This window comes from Corallococcus praedator, from assembly GCF_003612125.1.
GTDB classification, from domain to species: Bacteria; Myxococcota; Myxococcia; order Myxococcales; family Myxococcaceae; genus Corallococcus; species Corallococcus praedator.
Window position 1 is genome coordinate 1 of sequence record NZ_RAWI01000599.1, and the last position, 3986, is coordinate 3986.

Consider the following 3986-nt stretch of genomic DNA (forward strand, 5'->3'; position numbering starts at 1 on the left):
CTACCCCACGAGGTCCCCTCCCCCTGGGTAGGGCGACCCCGCGAAGGGGGGCTTCAGCCCTCTTCGACGTTCACGAAGGACTGCACCGGAACGAAGTTCATCAGGTTCGGGATATAGCGAACCGTGGCCGTGTCGCGCGGATTGACCTCCGCAACCCTACCCGTAAGCGGCGCCCAGCCTGGCATGTGGTCCATATATGAAAGGTAATCCATGCAGATGGGCAGGATCTGCCCATCGAGCTGGGTCACCTCCGTGACCAGGAACCGTGTGCGCTCCTTCCCGAAGATGACCTTCACCTTCACGCTTCTCGCCCGCCCTCCGCCCCACTGACCATTTGGATCAATCCGCATGGACCGCCATCCCGCGGTGACCGGGACCAGCATGAGCTCGTCGTTCCCCGCTGGGGCCGCAAAAGCCATCAGCCCCGCGGGGGGAATCTGCAGCTCCCTCATGGCCCTGGCGGCGCCCTTGGGGCACGGGTCAAGGGTGTCCCCCTCGCTGCGGATCCTGCCAGTGCCCCCTCCGCAGGAAGCCCCCACGCAGGCCGCGGTGGCCGCTCCGGCGATCTTGCGCAACATCCCCCCATCCGTGCGCAGGGGCTTCACGGGGGTGGGCGTGGCCGCGACCCCTTCGGCGTCCTGAACGGGCGCGGAGGGCGCCTCCTCGGGGGAAGCCCCCGCATCCGGGGCGGACGCCACCGCGAGCACGGAGGCATCGGGAAGACTCGGGGTTGGCGTCACGGACGAACTTCCTTTCTCTGAATCAGGCGGGACAGCGGGGCGGCGGGTGCTCGGAACCGACCGGAACAGACCAAAGACCAGCAGGCCCAGGAGCAGGACTCCCAGGCCCAGCGACCCGGCGATGCGGTGACGCCGCGCCCCGGACGACGGTGGAGCGCCCTCCCCTGGAACGGGCGAATCAGCGGACGGAGACAACCCAATGGATGGGGCCAGGGTCGCGACCCGCTCGGGCACGGGCTCTGGCACCTGGGCGGTCCCGGGGAACTGGGACAGCGACACCACGCCCCGGTCCACCAGCGGCGCCTCCCGGTCCATGGGGACGTCCAGCGACAGCTTCCACTCCTGCTGGCGCTTGTCCTTCGCGGCCTCCCAGAGCGCCTGCAGCAGCGTCTCCGTGCTCGAATAGCGATCCTCGGGGCGCTTGGACAAGAGCCGCATCGCGATGTCGCCCAGGGCCTGGGGCACCTTGGGGTTCACCTCGTGCGGAGCGCGCGGCACCACCGTCTCGATGGCGGGCAACAGCCGGTCGTAGGGCAGCCTCGGGTCGAACGCGTAGCCGTCCGTCAGCGATTCGTAGAGCAGCGCGCCCAGCGCGTAGAGGTCTCCGGGCACGCCCGCGTCGAAGTTCGCGCCCGCCTTCCAGGAGCCCTCGCGCAGGAAGGCCACGCATTCGGGCGGCAACAGGTGCGGGGACGCGGGCGCCACGCCCACCGTCAGCGTGGAGGCGCCCGGGATGCGCGCGGTGCCCAGGTCGATGAGCACGGGCCGCTCATCCACGCGGCGGATGAGCAGGTTGTCCGCCTTCAGGTCCCGGTGATGCACGCCGCGCCGGTGAAGGTCCGCCACCACCCGCACGACCTCCGTGTAGACGGTGAGCAGGTGCGCCGCGGACGGCTTCACCCGCCAGCGCCACTCGTGGAAGGTCTCTCCGTCCACGTAGTCGGTGACGTGGAAGAAGTAGCCGTCCGGTGGCGCGGGCCAGCGATCCACCGCGTGCACGCGCGGCAGGTTGGGATGCGGCGCGCAGGCGAGCAGCGCCGCCACTTCACGCGACAGCCGGCCGTTGACGTCCTCCTCCTCCGCCGCGTGCGGCCCCGCGGGACGCAGCGCGATCTTCAGCGCGTAGACGTGCCCGCCCCGCTCCACCTTGAAGACCCGGCCGAAGCCCCCCGCGCCCAATGAGCCGACGATGCGCCACGGTCCAACGTGGTGGCCGACCTCCAACTGGTCCGGGTGGAGCGGCGTCGTCATGGCCCTGGCTCAAGGAGCAACACAACCTGCGGGGTAGGAGCGAGATGTCGGCGAGACAAGACCGCCGGAGAGACCTTCCCTGTCACATCCCACCACGGAGGTTGGATTCCCCGCAAACCGCGAGCGCACCCGGCCGTTGACGGCGTGGGCCACCTCGGCGGAACCACCCAGGGAGCGGTGCTCAATGCGGACAACCTCCGGGGTTGACCCTAGCCGGCCGTGCGGGGCTGTCACGTTTTTTCACGACGTCCTGGGAAGGCAGACCCCTGGGCGAGGGTCCAACCCGGCAGGGGGCACGGGGGTCCTTCCCGTTTCGGTGAGACAGGCTGTATCACGGGTCACGACGACCCGTCCCCCTGCCGGGGTCCGTGGACGTCGCTGTCTGGGATTGTTCGAGCGGGCCCGTCAGTCGCCGTCGCCGTCGGTGCTGGCATCCGCCTGCGACAGCAGCGCCCGGGCGGCCTGCTCCCACTGGCCTCCCAGCCGGGCCTCGGAGGCCAGCGCCTCGTCCCACGAGGGGCCGTCCGGAAGCAGCCGCGACGCCTGCGCCAGGGCCAGCCGCTCCAGCGCGCGCGTCTCACACAACTGGCGCAGGCCCGGTCCGTCCAGGCCGCTGGCGGCGAGGAAGGCCTCGCGGCGCGAAGCCCGCACGCCCCGCTCCTTCCACCACGCGGCCTCCTCGGTGGCGATCTCCTCCTCCGTCACCGTGAGCCCCAGCGAGCGCACCCACCCGGCGAGCAGCGCCCGCCGCAGGCCCGCCTCCGCCCAGGCCGCCGCGTCCGGCGCGCCTCGCAGCAGCTCAAGCACCTGGCCGGAGTCCACGGCCCGGCCGCCCACGCGCGTCACGTCCTCCACCAGCCTGCGTCGGCGCACCAGCGACGACGGATTGCGCCGCGCGCCCGGCTCCACAGGGGCGGACAGGCTCACGAACTCCGCCGCCGAGCGCACGCACGCGATGGCGTCCAGCCGCTTGAGGTCCTCCACCCCGTCCGCGAACCACGCATCCCAAGCGGCGAGCGTGGGGCCGGACCAGGCGGAGGCCACGGCCTCGCGGATCCGCGCCCAGGTGCGCTCCTGGTAGAAGAGGCCCGCGGCCGCCTCCACCAGGGCCTGCGCTCCGGAGCGTCCCAGCACGCGGGCCTTGCGCGCCCGCTCCGCCTCGTGGCGCACGTTGACCAGGGGCACGGTGAGCGGACGCCAGCCGTGTTCGGCGTCCGCGTGCAGCAGCGCCACCTCCGCGTCGTCCGCCACCACGCCGTCGCGGTACCAGCCGAAGATGCGGCCCACGCCCACCATGCCGTGCGAGGCCAGCTCCGCGGCGCGCAGCGCGCCCATGCTGCCGCCGCCGAACACCGCGACGCCCGCCTCCATCGCCGCGAGCAGCTCGTGGTGCCACACCGACGGTTGCGCCTCGAAGACGCCGTCCACCAGCACCAGCGCCCGGGGCTTGAGCGACAGCGCCCGCCACACGTCGCCCTGCCGCGCCGGGGGCAGCACCGTGCACGGCGCCAGCTTGTGCGCCTCCGCCGCGGGCAACGAGGGCCCCAGGAACACCACCAGGTCTTCGGCCCGCCGCTTCACAGGAGCTCCGATACGCGCATGCCCGGTACCACGACCTTCCACACGTGCAGCCCGCTCAGCGGGGCGTCCAGCGCCATCGCCGCCACCTGGGCGAAGCCCGCGCGCTCCAGCGACTCCAGCACCGTGCGCACCCTCGCCGTCACCGTCCGCGTGCGCCGGGTGTCCAGGTCCACGATGTCTTCCGCGCGGTGCCGGGGACGCACCTCCGACAGCGCCTGGGCGAATCCCAGCGCCGCGTCGCGGTCCGCCGCGGCCACGTCCTCGCGCGCGCCGTGGATGTCCGTCAGCCGCGACTGCGCGGCCTCCAGCAGGGCCTTGAGCAGCGCCTCGTCCCGCTCCAGCGCGCACGCATAGCCCGCGGTGAGCGGCACCGGCCCCTCCTCCGCGTCCACCAGCACCGCCGCCGCCACCGGC

General features: G+C 72.5%; 3 protein-coding genes. All 3 read right to left on the reverse strand.

The annotated features are described in order from the left end of the window. Positions 1-53: 53 nt before the first annotated feature. Positions 54-1991 (reverse strand): serine/threonine protein kinase, encoded by a 1938-nt coding sequence (locus D7Y13_RS39475; RefSeq protein ID WP_120584895.1) that lies wholly within the window; start codon positions 1989-1991, stop codon positions 54-56. A gap of 405 nt (positions 1992-2396) precedes the next feature. Further along, entirely contained in the window at positions 2397-3572 is a 1176-nt protein-coding gene (locus D7Y13_RS39480; protein ID WP_120584896.1) for a TfuA-like protein, read from the reverse strand. Beyond that, positions 3569-3986: YcaO-like family protein (locus D7Y13_RS39485; RefSeq protein WP_167508819.1), on the reverse strand; the 418-nt coding region annotated here is incomplete at its 5' end. The genes D7Y13_RS39485 and D7Y13_RS39480, both read right to left, overlap by 4 nt.